The sequence below is a fragment of the Nonomuraea terrae genome, from assembly GCF_044465245.1.
Classification (GTDB): domain Bacteria; phylum Actinomycetota; class Actinomycetes; order Streptosporangiales; family Streptosporangiaceae; genus Nonomuraea; species Nonomuraea terrae.
The window spans coordinates 453,660-475,291 of record NZ_JBITLL010000002.1; the positions used below are offsets into that span (position 1 = coordinate 453,660).

Sequence of the window (21,632 nt, forward strand, 5' to 3'; positions counted from 1 at the left end):
CCGGCGTCACCATGCGGCGAAGGAGCCGTCGGGGTCGCGCCGGCGCTGGCCGCGCTCGGCGGCACGTTCCACACCGCGCTCGTCGATCTCGATGCCGAGGCCCGGCCGGGTGGCGCGCCGGGCGCAGCCGGCCTCGAAGGTGAGCGGGGCCGGGTCGATCAGGTGGTCGAGGACGTCGTTGCCCTGGTGGTAGTGGATGCCGACGCTCTGCTCCTGGATGAGGAAGTCCAGGATGGCGATGGCCGGCTGCGGCAGGTACGGCTCCAGCAGCGGCAGCAGCCGCCGCGCCATCGGAACGGTCAGGAACGGACGAGCCTGGCGATCGCCTCCGAAGCCTCTTTCACCTTCGCGTCGGCCTCCGGGCCGCCCTTGCGCGCGGCCTCGGCGACACAGTGGGCCAGGTGCTCCTCCAGCAGCGACAGCGAGAACGCCTTCAGGGCGCTCGTCGCCGCCGACACCTGGGTCAGCACGTCGATGCAGTACGCGTCGTCGTCCACCATCCGCTGCAGGCCGCGGACCTGCCCCTCGATCCGGCGCAACCGCGCCGTGTGGGCCTGCTTGCGGCCGCTGTATCCGGCCATGCCCGGCTCCCCTTTCGTCAGATCCCCGCCGTCCGCCTCCGCCAACGCCATACCCCCTCCCCGTATTCCGGGCGTTCGGACCGTCCGGATGTGTGAATTCGGCCCTGCCAGGGGCAGGCGCCGTGCTAGAAAACTGTCAGCACTGTCCGCCGACACGAGGAAAGCCGCAGCCATCCGCCCCACCCCCGCTCCCGGAGCCCGCCCGGTCCGCGTTGCGAACGCCCCGGGTGCTGCCGCCCCTCCCCCGCCGTCGGCCGCGGCCCCGTCTTCCGGCCCGCCGCACGCGCCTCCGCGCGGATCCTGATCGAAGCCCGTTCGCGCACGCCAAGGCGCCCGTACGGCCCCGCATGATCACTTACCGCGATAGGGTCGCCACTTTTCGGCAAGCGAGAGTTGTGAAAACCGTCGAGACACATCACGGAGGTCCCCCGATGCCCTACCTGACCCAGCTCGCCGACGTGGCCAGGCGCACCGGCCATCCGGTGACCGAGGTGGCCGGGTGGAAGAGTCGCGGCCACGGGCCGCAGCCGGAGGTGCAGGGGATCGTCTGCCACCACACCGCCGGCCCCGCCGGCGGCGGCGACTACCCGTCGCTGGGCGTGGTGCGCGACGGCCGCCCCGGGCTCGACGGCCCCCTGTCGCACTTCGGGCTCGGCAGGTCCGGCCGCGTCTACGTCATCGCGGCCGGCCGCTGCTGGCACAACGCCCCCTCGACCTCGCCGCGCCACGACAACTCCAGCTCGCTCGGCATCGAGGCCGAGAACGACGGCCGCCAGCCCTGGCCGCAGGTCCAGCTCGACGCCTACCACCGGTTGTGCGCCGAGCTGTGCCGTGAGTTCGGGCTGCCCGCCGCGCGCGTACGGGCGCACCGGGAGGTCAACACCTCCAAGCCCGACCCCCACTCCATCGACATGACCGAGTTCCGGGCGGCCGTCGCCGCCCTCGTCAACGGCGCCCCCGCGCCCGACTCCTGGACGGAGGAGATCATGAAGGAACTGCCGATGATCCGGCCCGGTGACGACAACTTCGACGTCAAGACCGTCAGGGGCTGCCTGTTCGCCCGCGGGCACGTGCCGCCCACGGCGTACGCGGAGATCGAGGAGGGGCTGGCGGGCTGGCTGGAGTCCACCCGGTGCGACGACGGGCTGGTGGCGCTGGTCCGCGGGTTCCAGCAGGCCAAGGGTCTCCCGGACGACGGGCTGGTCGGGCCGCGGACGTGGGCGCCGCTGCTGCGCGTGTAGCCGTCTCAGGACGCCCGCCCGGTGGCGGGTAACGGCTCCGCCGAGGGACGCAGGCCGGACAGCAGCAGGGCCAGGCAGCGGTGGGTGTCGGCGGCGGCGCCCCCGCCCGGGCGCACGGTGGCGAGAGTCATCACGACGACGGCGGCCAGGTCGCGGACGACCAGGTCGGCGCGTACCCGTCCCTGCCGCTGGGCCCTGGTCAGCAGGGGGCGCAGCGGTTCCATGAAGCGTTCGGCGACGTCCACGTCGAAGGCGCCGGACTCCTTCGCCGCCGCCAGCAACCCGTGGCGGGCGGCCAGCAGGGCGACGGTGGCGGCCAGCGCCTCGGTCAGCGCCCGCCCGGCGTCGCCGCCGTCGCGGGCGCCGCGCAGGCGCGGCTCGACGGTCTCGGCGACGTACGCCGATAACGCGGCCCGGATCACGCCGTCGCGGTCGCCGAAACGCCGGTAGACGGTGGCGATGCCGATCCCGGCCCGCCGGGCGATGTCGTCGAGGGACGCCGCCGGGCCCTGCTCGGAGAGCACGGCGATTGCCGCGCGGGCGACCCTGGCGGAGTTGTGCCGCGCGTCCGCCCGTCGTACCTGCTCGCGCACACGCCGAACGCTAGCAGCCCGCCGCCGGCGTCACCAGGCGACGGGGAGCGAGGCCAGCCCGTACACGACGTTGAACGAGCGGAACTCGGCGGGCGGGCCGGCTTCGCGCAGCCCGGGGAAGCGCTCGAACAGGGCCGGGAAGGCGACGTGCATCTCCATCCGGGCCAGCGGCGCCCCGAGGCAGTGGTGCACGCCGTGGCCGAACGCGACGTGTCCCATGTCGCCGCGGCGGATGTCGAGCCGGTCCGGGTCGGGCACCAGCGCCGGGTCGCGGTTGGCGGCCGGCAGCGCGCACAGGACGAGCTCGCCCGCCGGGATGCGGAGGCCCGCCAGCTCGACCTCGGTCGTGGTGATCCGAAGCACGCCGGAGTGCACGATGCTCAGCCAGCGCAGCAGTTCCTCCACGGCCGCGTCGATCAGCTCGGGCTTCTGCCTGAGCAGGGCGAGCTGGTCGGGGTGGCGCAGCAGCGCCAGGGTGCCGATGCCGAGCATGTTGGACGTGGTCTCGTGACCGGCCAGCAGGAGCAGGGCGCCGATGCCGGCGAGCTCGTCGGTGCGCAGGTCGTCGCCGTGCTCGCGGACCAGCATGCCGAGCAGGTCGTCGCCCGGCTCGGCCTGGGCGCGGGCGACCAGCTCGCCCATGTAGGCACGCGACTCCATCTGGGCGGCCACGCGCTCGCGGGAGGGCAGCGACAGGTTGAGCATCTTGGTGGTACGCCGCTGGAAGTCGTCGCGGTCTTCGTACGGGACGCCGAGCAGCTCGCAGATCACCAGGGACGGGATCGGCAGGGCGAAGGCCCGGACGAGGTCCACCGGAGGCCCGGCGGCCTCCATGGCGTCGAGGTGGTCGGTGACGATGTCCTGGATGCGCGGTTCGAGGCGGCGCATGCGCCGCATGGTGAACTCGGGGGCCAGCATCCTGCGCAGCCGGGTGTGCTCCGGGGGGTCGAAGGACAGCAGGTTGCCGGCCCGCAGCATCGCGAGCTCGTCGTCGGTCAGCTCCGGCACGTCGGGCGGGCGCAGTGCGGAGCGGTGGGCGTTGCTGAAGCGCGTGGAGTCGCCGAGAACCTCCCGCACGTCGGGGAATCGGGTGACCACCCAGGCGTCGAGACCGAACATCGTGCTCACCCGCCGCACGCCCTCGTCCTCGCGCATCCGCGCGAGCTCCGGGTCGGGATCGAACTCCGAACGCCGCATGTACAGGGGCAGGACCGGTGAATCGCTCATCTCATCTCCTGACACGACCGACGATCGGATCTGCGCAGGTCATCGCAGAAACCGATAGTAACCCTCTCACTCCTCTCCGTTCCCGACGGCCCCCACCAGCACCTCTCCTCCGCCGCCGCGCACACCGGAGACGACGTCCCGCGCGGTCACCGCGCACCCTCCACGAGGGGGGCGGCGAGCCATCGGTCGAACCACGCGCGGGTGCGCCGGAGCAGGTCGATCTGGTGGTGACGTTCCTGGATCGCGTGGCCTTCTCTCGGATAGACGACGAACTCGTGCTCGACGCCGAACCGGCGCAGGGCGCGGTGGAAGTAGGTGGCCTGGCCGATCGGCACGTTCGTGTCGTCCTCGCCGTGCAGGATCAGCACCGGGGTGCGGATCCGCGAGGCGTACGAGATGGGACTGAGCTCGTCGTGCCGGTGCGGGCCGCTGCCCTCCCAGCCGCAGCTCCCGCCGAGCCCCGCCTCCAAGGTCCCGCCTTCGCCGGTCGCGACGAGCATTCCCCAGTCGCAGATGCCGGCGCCCATCACCGCGGCCTTGAACCGGCTCGTCTGCCCGACGGCCCAGGCGGTCATGAACCCGCCGTGGCTCCATCCGCCGATCCCCAGCCGGTCGGGATCCGCGATGCCGTCGGCGATCAGCAGGTCGATGCCGCTGACGATGTCCGTCCATTCGTCCATGCCGACCGCGCCCGCGACGGACGCGGCGAAGGCGGGTCCGTGGCCCTCGCCACCCCTCGGATTGGGCAGGAAGACCGCGTATCCCGCAGTCGCGAGCCACTGTCCCGACGGGATCACGCCGAGCGCGAACTGGTCGGCGTACCTCCCGTAGGGGCCGCCGTGCACCAGGGTGACGAGCGGGAACGGGCCGTCGTGGCGGCTTCGCCCGGGGGGCAGAATCAGCAGCCCGTCGAGGTCGAGGCCGTCCGGCGCCTGGTACGCGAGGCGTTCCTGGGTTCCCCACCGGACCGCGCGCAACTCCGGCCTGGTGTCGGTGAGCCGGGCAAGCCGATCGGCGGGCGGCCCGGCGTGGACGTTCATCGGCTCGTACGACGTGCTCGCCAGCGCCGCGACGACCTCGCCCGAGTCACTCACGGTGAGTGAGGCGGCGAAGCCGGCCCTGCGCGATGTCCGCTCGAACCGCCGCGTTTCCGGATCGAGCCGGTAGATCGCGGTGTCGAGACCGTCGGCGAACAGCGCCAGCGGTGGCCCGCTCGCGACCTGCGCCAAGCCGGTAGGGCAGACCGTCATGCCGCTGGTCAGGATGCGGTGTTCCGCCGCGGCACCGGTCTCGGGCACGGTCAGGTCGAAGACGGCGCGGCCTCCGACCGGACCTGGCGGGGTCGTCGCCAGGTAGGACAGGTGCCACTCGCCGCCCGCGTTCCACCAGGTCGGTGCCGACGCCTCCAACGCGGCCTCGCCGAGATCCCGCACCTTGCCGTTCTCCGGGTCGACCACATGCAGTCGGCAGCGGAAACTGACCGGGTCGAGCTCGGGGGTGGCCCAGCTCAGCACGGCGAGCGGGCCGCCGTCCGGACGCTGTGCCAGTTCGACGACGTGCCTGTCGCCGAGTCCGTCCACCACCCGCAACCGGCCGGTGCTCAGGTCGAGCAGGCGCAACCGGCCGTAGGGCACCCCCTCTCCCCACACCTTGGCGTCGTCGCGTTCCGCCTTCCTGCGCTCGGTCTCCTCGGTCGGCTCGTCAGCGGCGACCACCGCGACCGACCGGCCGCCGGCGAGCGGAAGAAAGTCGAAGACCCCGCTCCTCCAGGTGGTCAGCTCCTCCGCCGCCCCACCGTCGAGCGGTATCCGATGGATCTGGGTGGTGCCCCGCTCGATGCGATCGGACCCGAAGAAGAGCGACCTCGAATCCGGGGCCCAGCGCGGGATGAAGTCTTTCGCCGTACCGGGAGTCAGTCTCCTGGGCGGTGAGCTCCCGTCCGTGGCGGCCACCCAGATCGCACTGCTCGGATGCGTCCGCGCCCGCCCGATCGCGGTCACCGTGCAGGCGACCCGGCGGCCGTCCGGCGAGATCACCGGGTGCAGCGGCACGGCGCCGTCCACGACCAGCTGCGGCGTGACCTTGCTCATCAGATTCGTCCTCCGGCATCAGAGATGGTGATCAGTACACCATGGCGATCATTTGTCCGGTCCGTACGGTCGATGCCCGGATGCGCCATCGCACTGAGACGGAGATCACCGCCGACTTCGCCCCGAGGCCACCTTGCTCACACGAGCAGGTGACGCCTGATTCGAACGCGTTCAACTCGCGCTAGGCTCGTCCCACACACCTGGGGGAAGCCTGATGAAGATAGTGATACCCGGGGGAACCGGGCAGGTAGGTTCGATCCTCAACCGCGCGCTGACCACCGCAGGCCATGAAGTCGTGGTCCTGACCAGACGGCCGCCGCGCGACCGCGAAGTCCACTGGCAGGGTGAGGCCCTGGGTCCGTGGGCGGAGCAGATCGACGGCAGCGACATCGTGATCAACCTGGCCGGACGTAGCGTCAACTGCCGCTACACCGCGGCCAATCTGCGGGCCATGATGGATTCGCGCGTGCACTCCACCCGGACGGTGGGTGAGGCGATCGCGGCCGCCGTGCGGCCTCCCCGGGTCTGGCTGCAGATGAGCACCGCCACCATCTACTCCCACCGCTTCGACGCGCCCAACGACGAGGCGACCGGCGTGCTCGGCGGCACCGAATCCGGCGTCCCTGGCTACTGGGCCTACAGCGTCGAGATCGCGAAAGCATGGGAACGGGCGCAGGAGCAGGCCGACACCCCGCACACGCGCAAGGTCGCCATGCGCTGCGCCATGGTGATGAGTCCTGATCGCGGCGGCGTCTTCGACGCCTTGCTGCGGTTGGTGCGACTGGGCCTGGGCGGCCCGGTCGCGGGCGGCGCCCAGTACGTGTCCTGGATCCACGACCGCGATCTCGTCCGCGCCGTCGAGTTCCTGGCCGGCAGGGACGACCTCGCCGGCCCGGTGAACCTCGCCGCTCCCGCTCCCCTGCCACAGCGCACGTTCATGCGCGTGCTGCGCGCCGCGTGGGGTGTGCCGGTGGGGCTGCCCGCGACGAGGTGGATGGCCGAACTCGGCGCGTTCGCCCTGCGTTCGGACACCGAACTGCTGCTGAAGAGCCGTCGGGTCGTCCCCGGCCGCCTGCTCGAAGCGGGCTTCACCTTCGACCACGCTCAGTGGCCGGAGGCCGCCGCCGACCTCGTACGGCGCGTGCGCGGCGCGCCGGGAGAGCCGCGTCTCCGAAAGGGCCCCGTCAGCCGCTGATGAGGTCGGCGCCCTTTCGGCGATCATGATCGTGGGCGCGTCGGTGTTGCCGCGCGTCACCTTGGGCATGACGGACGCGTCCACGACCCGGAGCCCGTCGATCCCGCGGACGCTGAGGGACGGGTCGACGATCGCCTGCTCGTCGGTGCCCATCGCGCAGGTGCCCACGACGTGATCCATGGTCTGGGCTCGCGGACGAACGCGGCGAATCCGCTGTCGTCGAGGTCGCCGCGGTCGGGGGGCCAGGCCTCGCTATGTGCACGGCGGGTCCGGCCAGGACGGGGCCGCACGGCGGCCCAGGAGACGCGGTCGATCGCCGGACGTCAACAGCGACGGTGTCCTCGCCCATGAGGAAGACGACGAGTCACCCCTGGGCGCCGCCGACGTGGGCCGGGTGCCGGCATCCACGCCCGCCGGGCCGGCTCAGCGTTCAGGCGGCCCGGTGGGCGGGGGTGTGCGCAGGCAGGTGGGGTGGGGTCAGATGGTGGGGTTGGTCAGGGGGACGGGGTGGGGGCGGACGGTGGCGGTGGTCAGGGTCACGGCTTGGCCGGTGGCGGCGGAGGCCAGGAGGGACTCCATGATGTCGAGGACGTGGAAGGCCAGCTCCCCGCCCGCGCGGGGGGTGCGGTTCGGCGGGGTGGCGGCGAAGTCGGCGAGGCCTATGCCGCGGCCGGCTTCGGTGTAGCCGGCCGAGACCGGGAGGGTGCGCCAGCCCTCCTCGCCCAGGCGGGCGAGCTCCACGGGGCCGTCGAAGTGGTTGGGGTCGGGCACGACGAGCGAGCCCTTCTCCCCGTGGACCTCGATCCTGGACGCCCTGGTGGCCACCGCGTCGAAGCTCATCACCAGCGTCGACAGCACCCCGGACTCGTGCACCAGCACCCCGGTGACGTGGGTGTCCACGGTGACGGGGACCGACTCGCCCTGGCGCGGCCCTGATCCGATCGTGCGCTTGCTCCGTGTACGGCTGCCGGCCCCGATGACGGTCGCCACCGGGCCGAGCATGGTGATCAGGCTGCTGATGTAGTACGGGCCCATGTCGAGCAGCGGCCCGCCGCCGGCGACGTAGTAGAAGTCGGGGTTGGGATGCCACCGCTCGTGTCCGGGCGTCATCATCGTGGCCGTCGCCGCGACGGGCGTCCCGATCAGCCCGTCGTCGATCGCCATGCGGGCGGTCTGCGTACCGGTGCCGAGGACGGTGTCGGGCGCGCACCCCACCCGCACCCCCGCCGCCGCGGCGGCGTCCAGTACCCGGCGGGCCTCGGCGGAGGTGGCGGCCAGCGGCTTCTCGCAGTAGACGTGCTTGCCGGCGGCGATGGCGAGCAGGGCGACCTCGGCGTGCGCGGCCGGGACGGTGAGGTTGAGCACCAGCTCGACGCGCGGGTCGGCCATCAGCTCCGGCACGCTCACCACGTCGACGCCCGGGTGAGCCCGCACGGCCTGCCTGGCGCGGTCGAGGTCGAGGTCGGCCACGGCCACCAGCCGCAGCTGCGGGAGGCGTTCGATGGTGGCGAGGTACTGCGCCGAGATGGCGCCGCAGCCGACGATGCCGACGTTCAGCGGCTGGCCCACAGCATGCCCCTCTCGATGACCGTGCGGACGCTGTCGTGCTGCAACACGTCGAGGCTGTGCCCCGGAGTGGCGACGAAGATCCTGCCCTGGCCCCAGCGGCGGGTCCAGATCGCCGGCGAGGTGACCTCGCGGTGCCAGGGGTCCCAGGCGCGGACCTTCTGCGTGGTGGTCGCCAGCACGTCGATGTAGTCGTCGGTCAGCACCCAGTACTGCTCGGTGACGAGGTCGAAGTCGCCGATCCCCTCGGTGATGGGGTGGGAGGCCGCCTCGGGGAGCATGGTGACGGTGTACGGGACGAAGTTGTGCTGCTCGGTGCCGGCGCCCGGCTCGGACGGGTCCTTGCCGGGGTGACAGGCGAACTGGCCGCCGATGAGGTGCAGGTAGTCGGAGGAGTTGCGGAAGGAGTCGGCGATGCCGCCGTGCCAGCCGGCCATGCCGGTGCCCGCCTCGATCGCCGCCCGCAGGCCCTTGAGCTCGGCGGGCTGGATGGTGCCCATGGTGTAGCACTGCACGATGAGGTCGACGCCGGACATGAACGCCGGGTCCGCGTACGGGGCGGGGCTGTCCGCCAGGTGCACCTCGTATCCCTGTTTCTCCAGGTACGGAATGAAGAGGTCGGTGGCCGCCACCGGGGCGTGGCCTTCCCAGCCGCCCCGCACCACCAGGACCGTCCGCCTGTTTTCGCCTGCCATGCTCTCCCAATCACGTGAGGAACCGCTCGGGCTGCCGCCAGAAAACGGCATACCGGTCAATCATGCTGTCAGGGTTCCCGGTGGGGAGGAAGAGGCCACGAGGGCGGATCACCGCCGCCTCGAGGAAGGCGACGGTGTTCCGTGCTCAGCGGGCGGTCAGGGAGCGCAGGTGGGCTGCGGCTTGGCCGGGGGCGCGCAGCGGAACAACGACGGGTTGACCACCGACGGCGGGCGCCACTCCAGCGACGCCTGCTCGTAGGCGTAGGCGAACGACAGCAGCGCCGCCTCGGTGTACGCGGTCCCGAGGAACGTCATGCCGAACGGACGCCCGTTGGCCGGGTCGTAGCCGATCGGCACGGCCACCGACGGGTACTGCGCCCGCGCGCCGATCCCGGCCGAGCCGTTGCCGGAGAACAGGATGGCGTCCAGGTCCTCGGCGGCCAGCACCGCGTCGATGCGCGAGCGGGCGGTGGCGATGCCGTTGTCGCGGTCGGCCTCGTAGGCCGCCTTGGCGGCGGGGTCGTCGAGGTCGATCGCGTTGGAGGCCACCAGTTGCGTCTGGCCGAACTTGATCGCGCCCTCGTCGGCGTGCGCGAGGTTGTACCGGACGACGTCGTCGAGGGACTTCATCGGGGCGTTGCGGGGCAGGCGGGCGAGGTAGGCGTTGAGGTCGCGCTTGAACTCGTAGTCGAGGATGCCGGGCGGCATCCCGCCGGTGTTGACGGTGACCTGGACGAGCGTGGCGCCCTGGGCGCGCAGCACGTCGAGGGCCCGGGTGAAGGCGGCGCCCTGGTTGCCCGACGGCGAGCTCGCGACGCCGACGCGCACGCCCTGGAGCGCGTCCTTCTTCAGCGCGGCCGTGTAGTCGGTGCCGGCGACGCCGCCGCTGGTCCCGGTCGCCGGGTCCTCGGGGTCGACGCCGGTCATCGCGGTCAGCAGGGCGGCGGCGTCGTACACCGAGCGGGTCATCGGGCCGGCGGTGTCCTGGGAGGCGGCGATCGGCACGATGCCGGTCCGGCTGACCAGGCCGACGGTCGGCTTCACGCCGACGAGCGAGTTGGCCACCGAGGGGCTGAGGATGGAGCCCGAGGTCTCGGTGCCGACCGTGACGGCCCCGAGCCCGGCGGCCGCCGCGGACCCGGACCCGGAGCTCGACCCGCTGGGGGTCTGGCTCACGTCGTACGGGTTCAGCACCTGCCCGCCGAGGCCGCTGTAGCCGGACGGCATGCCGTTGGTGGTGAAGTTCGCGAACTCGGTGAGGTTGGTCTTGCCGAGGATGACGGCGCCGGCGGCGCGCAGCCGTTTGACGAGGAAGGCGTCGTCGGACGGGTAGGAGTCGGCCAGCGCGAGCGCGCCGGCCGTGGTCGGCAGCCTGCGGACGTCGATGTTGTCCTTGACCAGCACGGGGATGCCGTGCAGCGGGCCGCGCACCGTGCCTCTCCCGCGTTCCCTGTCGGCCTGCCTGGCCTCCTCGAGCGCTCTGTCGTTGAGCGCTCGGACGGCGTTCAGGCCGGGGCCGCTGGTGTTGAGCGCGCGGATGCGGGCGATGTAGTCGCTCGTGAGCTGCTCGGATGTGATCTTCCTGGTGCTCATGGCCTGCTGGAGCTGCGCGACCGTGGCGGTCTCGAGGTCCACGCGGGGACGGCCCCGGTCGATCTGGGCCTGCGTCGGAGAGACCCCCGCCACCGTCGCCGCCACCGTCGCCGCCGCGACGGTGGCGAACGCGGCCAGGTGGACGGTGGCGCGGGTGGTCAGGCGGCGTCGTACGGATAAGACACTGGGACGTCTCATGGGGTGCGTGTCCTTCCAGGGGGTGTCCGCCTCGGCCCCGGGCGGCACGAGGCAAACGATGATCACCCAGGAAGCGTGCGACGGGGAAGTTGTCGCGGTATTTCGGATGTATTACTTTCGGCGCCACGCGCGCGGATGGCGGATCTTGATGTGCCCGTGGGCGAGCCAGCCGGTGACCCGCACGTGCGGGCTTCCCCCGTGGCCCCGGACCTTGCTGGTGATGCCGCCCCAGCCGGTCTGCGCGCCGTCGGCGTCCGCGCTCGCGCCGGGCGGCAGGACGACGAGTGCGGAGCCGTACGCCAGGTGGAGCTCGATGTCGACCACCGGGTGGGCGATGACGGCCCGTGACAGGTCGAGCCGTACGCCGCCGTATCCGGAGCCGACCCGCAGCAGGCGCGGCACCCGCCAGTCACCGGTCCTGGTGATGGAGCCGCCGGTCGAGCCGAGCTCCACCACGTCGTCGGGGAGGTCGGCGAGCTGGTGTTCCAGCTCGCCGGACGTGGCGGCCGTCAGCACGCTTTCCAGCCGCCGTTCCAGCTCACCGGAGGAGAGCCGGCCCTCCGCGTACGCCTGCTGGACCAGGTGGACGGCCCGGTCACGGTCGGTCTCCCGGATCCCGATCCCGCTCATCGGCTGACGGCCCTGCGGTACAGCCGCGTGGCCAGCGGCACGAACACGACCAGCAGCACCGCCGACCACAGCAGCGAGACGGGGACGGCGTGCCGCAGCGGCCAGGCGGCCGGCTCCGCCGCGCCCGGCGGGATGTTGCCGAACAGCTCCCGGGCCGCCTGGACGATCGTGGAGACCGGGTTCCACTCGGCGATCGGCTGCAGCGGGCCGGGCAGGCGGGCGCTGTCGACGAAGGCGTTCGACAGGAACACCAGCGGCATCGACAGGATGGTGGCCGCGTTGTTGAACACCTCCGGCTTGCGCAGGGCCAGCGCGACCGCCGCCGTCACCCACGAGTACGCGTACGCGAACAGCAGCAGCATCGCGAAGCCGAGCGCGGCCTCGGCCGGCGAGGAGTTGACCCGCCACCCGACGACCAGCCCGACGAGGGCCATCACGACGATGCTGGTGACGTTCATGATGACGTCGCTGACCGTCTGGCCGGTCAGCACCGCCGAGGGCGACATCGGCAGCGTGCGGAACCGGTCGAAGATGCCCTTCTGCAGGTCCTGGGTCAGCGTGTAGCCGGTGATCTGGCCGCTCATGACGATCGTCTGGACGAAGATCCCAGGGATGAGGTACTCGCCGTACGAGATGCCGGGCAGCTCGATCATGCTGCCGAACACGTACGCGAACAGCAGCACGAACACGATCGGCAGGGCGATCACGCCGCCCAGCAGGTCGGGCGCTCGTTTGATCTTCAGCGCGTTGCGCCTGGCGATCGTCATGCCGTCGGCGGCGGCCATCTGGAGGGTGTTCATCGGACGCTCTCCTTGATCTTCTCGTCGGCCTGCCGGCCGGCCTCGTGCCCGGTCAGCGCCAGGAACACGTCGTCCAGGGTCGGGCGGCGCAGCCCGGCGTCGCGTACGGCGATCCGCCCGTCCGCCAGCCGTCCCAGCGCGGTGGTGAGGGCGGCGGCGCCGCCGCTGACCGGGACGGTCACCCGCAGCGCGGCGGCGTCGGCCTGCACGCCGCCGGCGGCCAGGGACGCGAGCGCGTCGCCGGCGGCGCGCAGGTCGGCCTCGCTCGTCACGGTCACCTCGATGCGGTCGCCGCCGACCTGGTCCTTCAGCTCGTCGGCGGTGCCGAGGGCGATCACCCGGCCGTGGTCGACCACCGCGATGCGGTGGGCCAGCCGGTCGGCCTCCTCCAGGTACTGCGTGGTCAGCAGCACGGTCGTGCCCCCGGTGACCAGCTCGGCAATGAGCTCCCACAGCGCGGCACGGGCCCGGGGGTCGAGGCCCGTGGTGGGCTCGTCGAGGAAGAGCACGGGCGGCTCGGCCACCAGCGCCCCGGCGAGGTCGAGGCGGCGCCGCATGCCGCCGGAGTAGCCCTGCACGGGCCGGTCGGCCGCCTCGGCGAGGTCGAAGCGCTCCAGCAGCTCGCGGGCGCGCCGGCGGCTGCGTTTGACGCCGAGATGGTAGAGGCGGCCGACCATCTCGAGGTTCTCCGCGCCGGTGAGGTGGTCGTCGACGGCGGCGTACTGGCCGGAGGCGCCGATGTGGGCGCGCAGCCGGTCGGCGTCGCGCACGACGTCGAAACCGGCGACCTCGGCGCGGCCGGCGTCGGGCTTGAGCAGGGTGGTGAGGATGCGGACGGTGGTGGTCTTGCCGGCGCCGTTCGGGCCGAGCAGCCCGAGGACGGTGCCCTGCGGGACGGTCAGGTCGACGCCGTCGAGGGCGGTCACGGTGCCGTAGCGCTTGACCAGGCCCTCGGCCACGATGGCAGCTGTCATGGTGCTCTCCTCCTGCGGGGGTCAGGAACGGTGGATGACGATGTCGCCGTAGTTGGTGTGGGCGCGTACCTCGACGGTGTGCTCGGTCTCCACGGGGCCGTCGGCGGCGTCGAGGGAGACCTCGACGGTGCCGTACTGGGAGCTGACGTCGAGCCAGGCGGGGGTGCCTTCGCGGATGCCGAGCTCCAGCCCGCCACCGGTGGTCTCCATGACCACGGCGCCGGAGAGGACCTCGCCGATGGTGAGGCTGCCGTACGCCGTCTTGGCCACGACGCCGGACAGCGCGCGGTCGACGGTGACGTCGCCGTGAGCGGAGTTGAGCCGCAGCTCGCCGGTCACCGTGCCGAGGGTGACCTCGCCGTGCGCGGTCTTGACCACCGCCGTGCCGTCGATGCCGCCGGCGCCGATGCTGCCGTGGGTCGTGGTGAGCTCGGCGTGCCCGGCGGCGCGGCCGACCGAGATGTCGCCGTGGTCGCTCTTCAGCCGCAGGCGCGCGGCCTGGTCGACCCGGATGTCGCCGAGAGAGGTGGTGAACCGCACGTCGCCCAGCGGGCCCCGGCAGCGCACGCTCGCCGCCGCGCCGCCCTCGACGCGGGAGCCGGCCGGCAGGCTGATGGTCACCTCGACCGAGCCGCCGCCGCTGAGCAGCGAACGCACCCAGTCCGCCGGTGATTCGACCAGCTTGTCGAGCGAGACGCCCCATCCGAGGGATCGGGCCGCCGGGCCGCCGGACGTCTTGACGAGCAGCCTGCCGTCGGAGTAGTCGGCCTGGGTCTGCCGGGCGGTCTCCACGTCGGCGTCGTTGAAGGCGTCGCTCGGGGAGATCTCCACGACGGTGTCGGCTCGCTCGCTCGCCTCGATGCGGACGTGGGCGGCGGGCACGTCGATCACAGCGGTGATCGGGCCGGGGGTGGCGAAGGCGGGCATGATGGTCTTCTCCTGGTGAGGTCCGGTGGTCATCAGCGCACCCAGCCGGTGTAGCGGCTGCCGCTCTGCTGGGTCGCGCGCCGGGCGGACCGGCGGGGGGCGGGATCGAGGGCGGCGGTGACGGCGCGGACGAGCCAGGCGTTCACGGAGAGCCCGTCGCGGGCGGCGGCCTCCTCGATGCGCGGCTTGAGGTGCTCGGGGACGCGCAGGGAGATCCGCGCGGTGCCGCCGTCGTCGTCCGGCGGCGGGGGTGCGGGCTCCTGCTCGGGGGCACCGGCCTGCTCCACCTGCTCGTACGCCCGCGCGGGCGGCGGCTGCGTCACCACGAAGTCGGGGTCGCGGCCGCGCAGGCGCACCTCGACGGAGCCGGGCGCGAGGTCGCGGGTGATCTCGTCGGCGGCGGCGGACAGCGCCTCCAGCAGGGCGAGCCGGGTGGCGGCGTCCAGTGCGGCGGCGAGGCGCTCGGCCAGCGCGCGCGCCTCGTCGCCGCCCGCGCCCGCGGCGACCGCGAGCTCGCGGCGGAGTTGGTCGACATAGGGTGCGAGGTCCATGACGCCAATATGACATCATCATGGCGTCATAACAAGCCCCCACGACGCCGCATGACGCCATCACGGCGCCATCGAGGCGGCGTCAAGGTTCGATGCGGGGCGTATGGATCGCGTTAAGACGGATAAAACTCGCAGAAGACTGAGGTTGGCTGTCCTTGGCGGCCGACGGAATGAGAAGGCCGGACGAGAAGGGGAGTGAGCGACGTGCGGGAGCGTCCCTCCCCCTGGGGCGGGGGCTGAGGTGCGCGGCAGGCTGCGGGTCTACCTCGGCGCGGCGCCCGGCGTGGGCAAGACGTACGCCATGCTGGGCGAGGGCCGCCGTGCCCTGGAGCGCGGCAGGGACGTGGTCGTGGGCTACGTCGAGACGCACGGCCGCGCCCGCACGCAGGCGCTCCTTGAGGGCCTGGAGATCACCCCGCGCAAGACGCTCGTCCACCGCGGCGTCACGTTCACCGAGCTCGACGTCGAGGCGGTCGTCGCCCGGCGGCCGGCGGTGGCACTGATCGACGAGCTGGCCCACACCAACGTGCCCGGCTCGAAGAACGCCAAGCGCTGGCAGGACGTCGACGAGATCCTCGACGCGGGGATCGACGTGGTCTCCACGGTCAACATCCAGCACCTGGAGTCGGTCAACGACGTCGTCGAGCAGATCACCGGCGTGCCGCAGCGCGAGACCGTGCCCGACGAGGTCGTCCGGCGGGCCGACCAGATCGAGCTCGTCGACATGTCCCCGGAGGCGCTGCGGCGGCGCATGGCGCACGGCAACGTCTATCCCCCGGAGAAGGTCGACACGGCCCTGGCCCACTACTTCCGCGTCGGCAACCTGACCGCGCTGCGCGAGCTGGCGCTGCTGTGGGTCGCGGGCAAGGTGGACGAGCAGCTCGACCGCTACCGGGCCGAACACGGCATCGCCGCCACGTGGGAGGCCCGCGAGCGGGTGGTGGTGGCGCTGACCGGCGGCCCGGAGGGCGACACGCTGGTACGCCGGGCGGCGCGCATCGCCGCCCGGTCCAAGGGCGCCGACCTGCTGGCCGTCCACGTGACCAGCGCCGACGGCCTGGCCGGCGGCGACCCGGCGAACCTCGCCCGCCAGCGCACGCTGGTGGAGAGCATGGGCGGCACCTACCACCAGGTCGTCGGCGACGACGTCCCCCGCGCGCTGCTCGACTTCGCCCGCGGCGTCAACGCCACCCAGCTGGTGCTCGGCGCGTCGCGGCGGGGCCGGTTCGCGCAGATCCTGGCGCGGGGCGTGGGCATGGAGACCACCGCCCGCTCCGGCTCCATCGACGTGCACATGGTCACCCATCCGGAAGTCCGCAAGGGCCGCCGGGCGCGCGAGCGGTCGCGGGCGGCGCTCACGAGGAAACGCCGGATCGCCGGGTGGATCGTCGCGCTGGCGGGCCTGCCACTGCTGACCGCGGCGCTGCTGCCGTTCCGCGCCACGTTGTCGCTGTCCAGCGACATCCTGCTCTTCCTCAGCCTGGTCGTGGTCGTCGCGCTGGCCGGCGGCACCTGGCCGGCGATCACCGCGGCGGTGGGCGGGTTCCTGCTGCTCAACTGGTTCTTCACCCCGCCCACCCACACCTGGACGGTCGCCGCCCCGGAGAACGTGCTCGCCCTGGTGGTGTTCGTCCTGGTGGCGGCCGCGGTGAGCACGATCGTCGATCTGGCCGCCCGGCACACCAGGGAGGCCGTGCGCGCCCGCGCCGACGCCGAGGTGCTCTCCACGCTGGCCGGGCACGTGCTGCGCGGCGAGGCCGCCCTGCCCTCGCTGCTCGGCCGGCTGCGGGAGACGTTCGCGCTGGACTCGGTCGCCCTGCTCGAACGCCGCCACGCCCGCACCCCCGACGACGTCTCCGTCCCGTCCGCCTGGCGGATCGTCGCCACCTCCGGCGGGCCGCCGTCCACCTGCCCGGGCCAGGCCGACACCGACGTGCAGATCGACGAGAACCTCGTGCTGGCCGCGCGCGGGCGGCTGCTGGACGCCAGCGACCGGCGGGTGCTGGAGGCGTTCGCCGCCGAGGCCGCCGTCGCGCTGCGCCAGGAGCGGCTGCGGCAGGAGGCGGCGCGCGCCGAGCCGCTGGCAGAGGCCGACCGGATGCGCACCGCGCTGCTGGCCGCCGTCAGCCATGACCTGCGCACGCCCCTTTCCGCCGCCAAGGCGGCGGTCGAGAGCCTGGGCAGCCGCGAGGTGCGGTGGAGCCCGCAGGACCGCGAGGACCTGCTGGCCACGGCCGGCGAGTCACTGGCCAAGCTGGACCGGCTGGTGGCGAACCTGCTCGACATGAGCCGCCTGCAGGCCGGCGTGCTGGGCCTGTCTCTGGAGCCCGTCTCCGTGGCGGAGATCGTCCCGCACGCGATCGACGAGCTCGGGGCGGCGGGCGAGCGCGTGGAGGCCGACCTCTCCCCCGGCCTGCCCGAGATCGACGCCGACCCCGCCCTGCTGGAACGCGTCCTGGTCAACCTCATGAGCAACGCGGTCCGGCACAGCCCCGCCGGCCGGAAGGTGCTGGTCACGGCCGGCCGGGGCGACGAGCTGGTCGAGATCAGGGTGATCGACCGGGGTCCCGGCATCCCGCGCGAGGCGCACGAGCGGGTCTTCCAGCCGTTCCAGCGGCTCGGCGACCGCGACCCCCACGCCGGTGTCGGGCTCGGCCTCGCGCTCTCCCGCGGGCTGACCGAGGCGATGGGCGGCACGCTCGTCCCGGACGAGACGCCGGGCGGCGGGCTCACCATGGTCGTCTCGATGCCGGTCCACTCCCGTCCATGACGGCCGGCCCGTCAAGGTCGTGTCAGGCGGCGTCCCGGTCGCGTACGAGTGTCGTAGGAATCGGCGTTCGCGCACGCCGCGGGCGCTTTCCTGAGAGTGCCGGCTTCGCGACGTGGAAGGGCGCTCATCATGTCTTCAGGGGTTCGGGTCGGCAGGCCGCCGGCCGGGCTGCTGGTCGCGGGCGGGTTCGCCGTGACGGTCCTCGCCTGCGCCGTCGTCGCGGCGGCCGTCCCGGGGGCTCCGGCGCGCGTGTGGGTGATGGCCGCCGTGGTGACGGTGTTCGCGGCGCGGGCGCGCGACGTGCCGGCCGCTCTGGTGACGGCTCTGACGGCCTGGTGCTTCACCACCGGGTTCCTGGCCAACGCGCTGGGGACCCTGACGTTCGGCCGTTCCGACCTGGTCAGGCTGGGGGTGTTCGCCGCGGGCGGGCTGGCGGGCGGGCTGGCGGGCGCGGGCCTGCCCCGGCTGCTGGCGGCTCCCCCGCCGGCTGTTCGCGTTCCCGTCCAGGAGGAACTTCCCGTTAGCGAACAAATGCCTCAATAAGGTGATAAATCCCACTTTGGCAGTTCAAACTGTGCAGTCTGGGCTGAACAGTTCTAGCGTTGAAAGCATGGGAGATCACGACCTCGCCGCCCGAGCCGCCGGTGACGTCTGGGTGGTGTTCAGCCGCCTGCGGCGCAGGGTGAAGGACCTCGCCGTCGAGGGTGACCTCACCCCGGCGCAGGCCTCCGTGCTGGCCCGGCTCGACAAGGAGGGGCCCGCCTCGGCCAGCGACCTGGCCGTGGCCGAGCGCGTACGCCCCCAGTCCATGGCGAAGATCGTCGTGACGCTGGAGCTGGCCGGGCTCGTGGAACGGCACCCCGACCCGCGCGACGGCCGCCGCCAGCTCGTCACCCTGACCGGCGGCGGACGCGAACGGCGCATCGGCGACCGGCGGGCCCGCGAGCAGTGGCTGGCGCTCGCCCTGCGGGAACGCTGCACCGACGAGCAGCTGCGCGCCGTCATCGAGGTGATGGGCGTGCTGGACGACGTGGCGCACTCATGACGCTCTCGGCCCTGTTCCGCGTCCGGCGACGACACGCCGCCGGAGGGGGGTTCGACCGCCGGCTGATCCCGCCGATGATCCTGGGCTCCATCCTCAACCCGATCAACTCCTCGATGCTCGCGGTGGCGCTCATCCCCATCGGCCGGGACTTCGGCGCGTCCCCGTCGGCGACCGCGTGGCTCATCACCGGCCTGTACCTGGCCACCGCCGTCGGGCAGCCCGTCATCGGGCGGCTGGTCGACTCCTTCGGCCCGCGCCTGCTCTACCTGACCGGCACCGCCCTGGTCGGCGTGGCCGGGCTGATCGGTGTGCTGGCGCCCGAGCTGTGGGTGCTGATCATCTCCCGGGTGCTGCTCGGGCTCGGCACGTCGGCCGCTTATCCGGCGTCCATGTTCCTGCTGCGCAGCGAGTCGGAGCGGACCGGGCTGCGCAGCCCCAGCGGGGTGCTGGCCGCGTTGTCGATCTCCAACCAGGTCGTCTCCGTGCTCGGGCCGCCGCTGGGCGGGCTGCTGGTCGGCGCAGGCGGCTGGCATCTGATCTTCGCGGTCAACGTGCCGCTGTCGGCGGCCTGTCTCGTCCTGGGCGCGTTGTTCCTGCCGCGCGCGTCCGCCCTGGGCGCGGACCTGAGCGCCGCACGCTCGGAGCGCATCGACATCGCGGGCATGGTGCTGTTCGCCGGGACGCTCACCGCGTTCATGCTCTTCCTGATGGATCCCGAGGTGGCGCGCTGGCCGCTGCTGGTGGTCTTCGCCGCCGTGGGCGCCGCCTTCGCGGTACGCGAGCTGCGCACCGCCTCCCCGTTCCTGGACCTGCGGGTGCTGGCCGGGAACCTGCCGCTGCTGGCCACGTACGTCCGCCAGTTCCTGGCCTTCGTCACCTCCTACGCCTTCATGTTCGGGTTCACGCAGTGGCTGGAGGAGGGGCGCGCGCTCAGCCCGTCGGCGGCGGGGCTGGTCCTGCTGCCGATGTCGGCGGCGGCGATCCTGGTCACGGCGGTCACCGGGCGCCGCGCGGAGGTGCGCGGCAAGCTGCTCGCCGGCAGCCTCGTGCAGGTCGCGGGGACCGCCCTGATCCTGCTGATCGGGCCGGGGACGCCGATCTGGGCCCTGGTGGTGATCGCCACGATCATCGGCGTCCCGCAGGGACTCAACGGCCTGGCCAACCAGAACGCCCTGTACGCGCAGGCCGATCCCGCGCGCATGGGCTCCTCCGCCGGGCTGCTGCGGACGTTCATGTACCTCGGCGCGCTGGCCGCCTCGGCCGCGAACGCCGCCTTCTACCGGCACGGCGCCACCACGGCCGGCCTGCACGATCTCGCCTGGCTGCTGGTGGGCGTGTCCGCGCTGTTCCTCGTCGTCACCCTGGCCGATCGGTCGTTGCGCCGCGTCGGCCGCCTGGACGAAGCCCCCAGCCGCTGAATCCTCCTTCCTGAGACCCTGTTCGGCGGGTCACCGGCGGGCGGCGTCGAGGAGGTTCTGGCGGGCGTCCGCCGGGAGCAGGTAGCCGGCCTTGACGTTGCGGGCGTCGGCGCGCGCCACGGCCGAGACGTAGCGTCCGTGCGACGGGTAGAGCCGGTCGAGCGTGGCCTCGCCGAACGGCACGTGCGTGCCGAACAACCGGCAGAAGCTCTCGCCCGAGTTGTCGCCGGTGTTCAGCGCGGTGGGCGCCGCCACCTGCGACAGCCGGATGCCGCCGCGGGCCAGCCCCAGCTCGTCGCGCGCCTTGGTGCCGTCGGGGGCGAACTCCAGCGGCGGCGCGGACGGCGGCGCGACGCCGCGTTCGGCCCAGCGGGTCAGGTGGTCGTAGGCGGCGGCCAGCACGTGGTGCAGCGGCACGCGGCTGTACGGCGGCCGGTCACAGCGGTACGTGGGGGCGGTCCCGAGGTCGCGGGTCAGCAGCGGCCTGCGGTAGTCGTAGCCGAACCAGCCGGAGTGGGCGCTGCCGGCCACCTCCCAGCGGCGGAACCGGTCGGTGTCGGCGGGCCGCGCGGGCGAGCGCACGTCGGTCTCCGACAGCACCTGGAAGACCGGCTCGGCGCCGGCCCGGGCGGGGGCGCTGCCCACGATCTGGCCGTACCCGTCGAAGACGCTCTCGATCTGGGGCAGCACGGCGTCGTAGTAGACGGTCAGCCGGCCGGCGGACTGCGAGGCCCCGATCGCCAGGACCGTGTCGGCGCGCAGCCGTCCGAGCAGCGACCGCTGACCGGGCCGCCTGATCGCCTTGGCGGCCTGGGAGAACACGTCGTAGGAGAGCTGGTCCGCGGTGAACCGGCCGCCGCCGGTGACGTCGAGGCCGCCGTAACGGGCCGGGCTCCACCCGCGGAGCTGGTCCACGCCGACGCGCTGGGCGGACACGCCCACCCAGGCGTACCCGGCGCGGGTGATCAGGTCGGTGTGCCAGAGCGCGTCCAGGTCGTATCCGGCGGTGACGTTCTGCCATTCGGTGAGCACGGTGCCGTTGAACGCGGCGGGGCTCGCCGGGCGGCGTACCAGCACCCGGGTCCGGTACGGCACGTCGGCGGCGACCGGCTCGCCGGTCGTGCTGTAGGCGTCGGCCACGCCCGACAGGAGGAACTCCTGCTCCACGTAGCCGCGGGCGGCCAGGTCGGCGTCCGTGGCCAGCCAGGGAGAGGTGTCGGCGATGTCCGGCGAGGCCGGGTCTCCCGGCGGGGCGCCCGGCAGCGGGCCCTCGACGCGGGGCACGTCGACCGGGGCCGGCGCGGCCGTGCCGGCGGCGGCTTCCACGGGGGTGAGCACCAGGCAGGCGGCCACCAGCGTGGCGGCGATACGGCGGGACGGGCGGGGGAATGACGCCATGCGCGATCTCCTTCCGGCCGGACGATCCGGCCACCCCGATGATCGCCTCATCGCACCCGTACGCATATCGGCACAATCACCAGTCCTGCCGTGCGCTGTACGGAAAACCGTACGGCTAGCTTGACGCCGGAAAGGAGGTC

General features: G+C 72.9%; 20 protein-coding genes and 1 pseudogene. 6 read left to right on the top strand and 15 right to left on the bottom strand.

The annotated features are described in order from the left end of the window. Positions 1–6: 6 nt before the first annotated feature. Both ACIBP6_RS08470 and ACIBP6_RS08475 read right to left on the bottom strand, forming a co-directional pair. Entirely contained in the window at positions 7–291 is a 285-nt protein-coding gene (locus ACIBP6_RS08470) for a hypothetical protein (RefSeq protein ID WP_397050092.1), read from the bottom strand. An 8-nt stretch (positions 292–299) separates the two neighbouring features. Next, positions 300–581, bottom strand: a complete 282-nt coding sequence (locus ACIBP6_RS08475) for a metal-sensitive transcriptional regulator (protein WP_397051487.1) — start codon at positions 579–581, stop codon at positions 300–302. Positions 582–1,012: 431 nt separating this feature from the next. Between ACIBP6_RS08475 and ACIBP6_RS08480 the strand changes: the two genes are divergently transcribed. Then, on the top strand, positions 1,013–1,822 hold the full coding sequence (locus tag ACIBP6_RS08480; RefSeq protein ID WP_397050094.1) for an N-acetylmuramoyl-L-alanine amidase: 810 nt from the start codon (positions 1,013–1,015) through the stop codon (positions 1,820–1,822). 5 nt (positions 1,823–1,827) lie between these two features. Here ACIBP6_RS08480 and ACIBP6_RS08485 read toward each other — a convergent pair whose 3' ends face one another. The 3 genes from ACIBP6_RS08485 to ACIBP6_RS08495 form a co-directional block, all read right to left on the bottom strand. Next, a complete protein-coding gene (locus tag ACIBP6_RS08485; RefSeq protein WP_397050096.1) occupies positions 1,828–2,415 on the bottom strand; it encodes a TetR/AcrR family transcriptional regulator in 588 nt (195 codons plus the stop codon). 30 nt (positions 2,416–2,445) lie between these two features. Further along, positions 2,446–3,642, bottom strand: coding sequence for a cytochrome P450 (locus tag ACIBP6_RS08490; protein WP_397050098.1), 1,197 nt, complete (start codon positions 3,640–3,642; stop codon positions 2,446–2,448). 146 nt (positions 3,643–3,788) lie between these two features. Next, positions 3,789–5,732, bottom strand: a complete 1,944-nt coding sequence (locus tag ACIBP6_RS08495; RefSeq protein ID WP_397050100.1) for a S9 family peptidase — start codon at positions 5,730–5,732, stop codon at positions 3,789–3,791. A 214-nt stretch (positions 5,733–5,946) separates the two neighbouring features. On the opposite strand from ACIBP6_RS08495, the gene ACIBP6_RS08500 reads away from it, so the two are divergent. Next, a complete protein-coding gene (locus tag ACIBP6_RS08500; protein WP_397050102.1) occupies positions 5,947–6,927 on the top strand; it encodes a TIGR01777 family oxidoreductase in 981 nt (326 codons plus the stop codon). A gap of 78 nt (positions 6,928–7,005) precedes the next feature. Here ACIBP6_RS08500 and ACIBP6_RS08505 read toward each other — a convergent pair. The 9 genes and pseudogenes from ACIBP6_RS08505 to ACIBP6_RS08545 form a co-directional block, all read right to left on the bottom strand. Further along, positions 7,006–7,107: pseudogene (locus ACIBP6_RS08505) on the bottom strand (GMC oxidoreductase); the annotation flags it as partial. 297 nt (positions 7,108–7,404) lie between these two features. Beyond that, entirely contained in the window at positions 7,405–8,496 is a 1,092-nt protein-coding gene (locus ACIBP6_RS08510; protein ID WP_397050104.1) for a Gfo/Idh/MocA family protein, read from the bottom strand. Then, complete coding sequence (locus ACIBP6_RS08515) at positions 8,481–9,188, bottom strand: ThuA domain-containing protein (protein WP_397050106.1); 708 nt, start codon at positions 9,186–9,188, stop codon at positions 8,481–8,483. The genes ACIBP6_RS08510 and ACIBP6_RS08515 overlap by 16 nt, the downstream gene beginning before the upstream one ends. Before the next feature lie 156 nt (positions 9,189–9,344). Then, complete coding sequence (locus ACIBP6_RS08520; RefSeq protein ID WP_397050108.1) at positions 9,345–10,979, bottom strand: amidase family protein; 1,635 nt, start codon at positions 10,977–10,979, stop codon at positions 9,345–9,347. 111 nt (positions 10,980–11,090) lie between these two features. Then, positions 11,091–11,609 (bottom strand): DUF1707 domain-containing protein, encoded by a 519-nt coding sequence (locus tag ACIBP6_RS08525; protein ID WP_397050110.1) that lies wholly within the window; start codon positions 11,607–11,609, stop codon positions 11,091–11,093. After that, positions 11,606–12,409 (bottom strand): ABC transporter permease, encoded by an 804-nt coding sequence (locus tag ACIBP6_RS08530; RefSeq protein ID WP_397050112.1) that lies wholly within the window; start codon positions 12,407–12,409, stop codon positions 11,606–11,608. Before ACIBP6_RS08530 ends, ACIBP6_RS08525 begins: the two co-directional genes overlap by 4 nt. Continuing rightward, the gene (locus ACIBP6_RS08535; RefSeq protein WP_397050114.1) at positions 12,406–13,383 is read right to left on the bottom strand and encodes an ATP-binding cassette domain-containing protein; all 978 of its coding nucleotides are present in this window, start codon (positions 13,381–13,383) and stop codon (positions 12,406–12,408) included. The genes ACIBP6_RS08530 and ACIBP6_RS08535 overlap by 4 nt, the downstream gene beginning before the upstream one ends. Positions 13,384–13,404: 21 nt before the next feature. Beyond that, complete coding sequence (locus ACIBP6_RS08540; RefSeq protein WP_397050116.1) at positions 13,405–14,343, bottom strand: DUF4097 family beta strand repeat-containing protein; 939 nt, start codon at positions 14,341–14,343, stop codon at positions 13,405–13,407. Next, complete coding sequence (locus ACIBP6_RS08545; RefSeq protein WP_397050118.1) at positions 14,343–14,861, bottom strand: hypothetical protein; 519 nt, start codon at positions 14,859–14,861, stop codon at positions 14,343–14,345. Before ACIBP6_RS08545 ends, ACIBP6_RS08540 begins: the two co-directional genes overlap by 1 nt. Positions 14,862–15,102: 241 nt before the next feature. On the opposite strand from ACIBP6_RS08545, the gene ACIBP6_RS08550 reads away from it, so the two are divergent. From ACIBP6_RS08550 to ACIBP6_RS08565, 4 genes are all read left to right on the top strand, one after another. Continuing rightward, complete coding sequence (locus ACIBP6_RS08550) at positions 15,103–17,631, top strand: sensor histidine kinase (RefSeq protein WP_397050120.1); 2,529 nt, start codon at positions 15,103–15,105, stop codon at positions 17,629–17,631. Between the two features lie 129 nt (positions 17,632–17,760). Continuing rightward, positions 17,761–18,174 (top strand): hypothetical protein, encoded by a 414-nt coding sequence (locus ACIBP6_RS08555; protein ID WP_397050122.1) that lies wholly within the window; start codon positions 17,761–17,763, stop codon positions 18,172–18,174. A 67-nt stretch (positions 18,175–18,241) separates the two neighbouring features. Then, entirely contained in the window at positions 18,242–18,676 is a 435-nt protein-coding gene (locus ACIBP6_RS08560) for a MarR family winged helix-turn-helix transcriptional regulator (RefSeq protein ID WP_132617046.1), read from the top strand. Continuing rightward, the gene (locus ACIBP6_RS08565) at positions 18,673–20,094 is read left to right on the top strand and encodes an MFS transporter (protein ID WP_397050124.1); all 1,422 of its coding nucleotides are present in this window, start codon (positions 18,673–18,675) and stop codon (positions 20,092–20,094) included. Before ACIBP6_RS08560 ends, ACIBP6_RS08565 begins: the two co-directional genes overlap by 4 nt. A 30-nt stretch (positions 20,095–20,124) precedes the next feature. Here ACIBP6_RS08565 and ACIBP6_RS08570 read toward each other — a convergent pair whose 3' ends face one another. Then, complete coding sequence (locus tag ACIBP6_RS08570) at positions 20,125–21,492, bottom strand: alpha/beta hydrolase domain-containing protein (RefSeq protein ID WP_397050126.1); 1,368 nt, start codon at positions 21,490–21,492, stop codon at positions 20,125–20,127. Between the last annotated feature and the right edge of the window lie 140 nt (positions 21,493–21,632).

Coding starts and splice junctions, on each gene's coding strand:
- ACIBP6_RS08470 (WP_397050092.1), bottom strand. CDS start 291: ATGGCGCGGCGGCTGCTGCCGCTGCTGGAGCCGTACCTGCCGCAGCCG.
- ACIBP6_RS08475 (WP_397051487.1), bottom strand. CDS start 581: ATGGCCGGATACAGCGGCCGCAAGCAGGCCCACACGGCGCGGTTGCGC.
- ACIBP6_RS08480 (WP_397050094.1), top strand. CDS start 1,013: ATGCCCTACCTGACCCAGCTCGCCGACGTGGCCAGGCGCACCGGCCAT.
- ACIBP6_RS08490 (WP_397050098.1), bottom strand. CDS start 3,642: ATGAGCGATTCACCGGTCCTGCCCCTGTACATGCGGCGTTCGGAGTTC.
- ACIBP6_RS08495 (WP_397050100.1), bottom strand. CDS start 5,732: ATGAGCAAGGTCACGCCGCAGCTGGTCGTGGACGGCGCCGTGCCGCTG.
- ACIBP6_RS08500 (WP_397050102.1), top strand. CDS start 5,947: ATGAAGATAGTGATACCCGGGGGAACCGGGCAGGTAGGTTCGATCCTC.
- ACIBP6_RS08515 (WP_397050106.1), bottom strand. CDS start 9,188: ATGGCAGGCGAAAACAGGCGGACGGTCCTGGTGGTGCGGGGCGGCTGG.
- ACIBP6_RS08520 (WP_397050108.1), bottom strand. CDS start 10,979: ATGAGACGTCCCAGTGTCTTATCCGTACGACGCCGCCTGACCACCCGC.
- ACIBP6_RS08525 (WP_397050110.1), bottom strand. CDS start 11,609: ATGAGCGGGATCGGGATCCGGGAGACCGACCGTGACCGGGCCGTCCAC.
- ACIBP6_RS08530 (WP_397050112.1), bottom strand. CDS start 12,409: ATGAACACCCTCCAGATGGCCGCCGCCGACGGCATGACGATCGCCAGG.
- ACIBP6_RS08535 (WP_397050114.1), bottom strand. CDS start 13,383: ATGACAGCTGCCATCGTGGCCGAGGGCCTGGTCAAGCGCTACGGCACC.
- ACIBP6_RS08540 (WP_397050116.1), bottom strand. CDS start 14,343: ATGACCACCGGACCTCACCAGGAGAAGACCATCATGCCCGCCTTCGCC.
- ACIBP6_RS08545 (WP_397050118.1), bottom strand. CDS start 14,861: ATGGACCTCGCACCCTATGTCGACCAACTCCGCCGCGAGCTCGCGGTC.
- ACIBP6_RS08555 (WP_397050122.1), top strand. CDS start 17,761: ATGTCTTCAGGGGTTCGGGTCGGCAGGCCGCCGGCCGGGCTGCTGGTC.
- ACIBP6_RS08560 (WP_132617046.1), top strand. CDS start 18,242: ATGGGAGATCACGACCTCGCCGCCCGAGCCGCCGGTGACGTCTGGGTG.
- ACIBP6_RS08565 (WP_397050124.1), top strand. CDS start 18,673: ATGACGCTCTCGGCCCTGTTCCGCGTCCGGCGACGACACGCCGCCGGA.
- ACIBP6_RS08570 (WP_397050126.1), bottom strand. CDS start 21,492: ATGGCGTCATTCCCCCGCCCGTCCCGCCGTATCGCCGCCACGCTGGTG.